The following is a 411-nucleotide window of genomic DNA, read 5'->3' on the forward strand; positions in this document are numbered from 1 at the left end:
CCCTCACCGTCGTCCAGAAGATCGGCAACGTGGAGATCGACCGCGAGTCGCTGACGGTCAACATCCAGGACCTCTCGACCACGCTCGGATTCCACGGCATCACCGCGACCCCCGACGCAGGCACGGTCTTCACCAACGGCACCGAAGGCGTCGTCAATTGGAAGTCGCAGCCCGCCTCCGGGAACACCGGCATCGACATCAAGAACGGCGATTCGTTCTCCTGGGCCCTCACCCTGCCGAAGGGATACCGCGCCAACGGTCTCCCCGCCAAGGACGAGAGTGCGACGTGGAAGCACGAGTGGACCGCCGCCGACAACAGCAACGGTGAACAGGTCGTCACGTTGACGATCACCAACGTCTCCGGCAAGACCCTCACCGGCCAGGCGCCAACGCAGCCCGACCGTTCGCCAA

At 64.7% G+C, this 411-nt stretch carries 1 protein-coding gene; it reads left to right on the forward strand.

Annotated elements, in window-relative coordinates:
• On the forward strand, window positions 1-411 hold a 411-nt coding region (locus tag M4960_RS19140), incomplete at both ends, for a hypothetical protein (RefSeq protein WP_248705131.1).

The organism is Curtobacterium sp. MWU13-2055, assembly GCF_023242305.1.
Taxonomy (GTDB): domain Bacteria; phylum Actinomycetota; class Actinomycetes; order Actinomycetales; family Microbacteriaceae; genus Curtobacterium.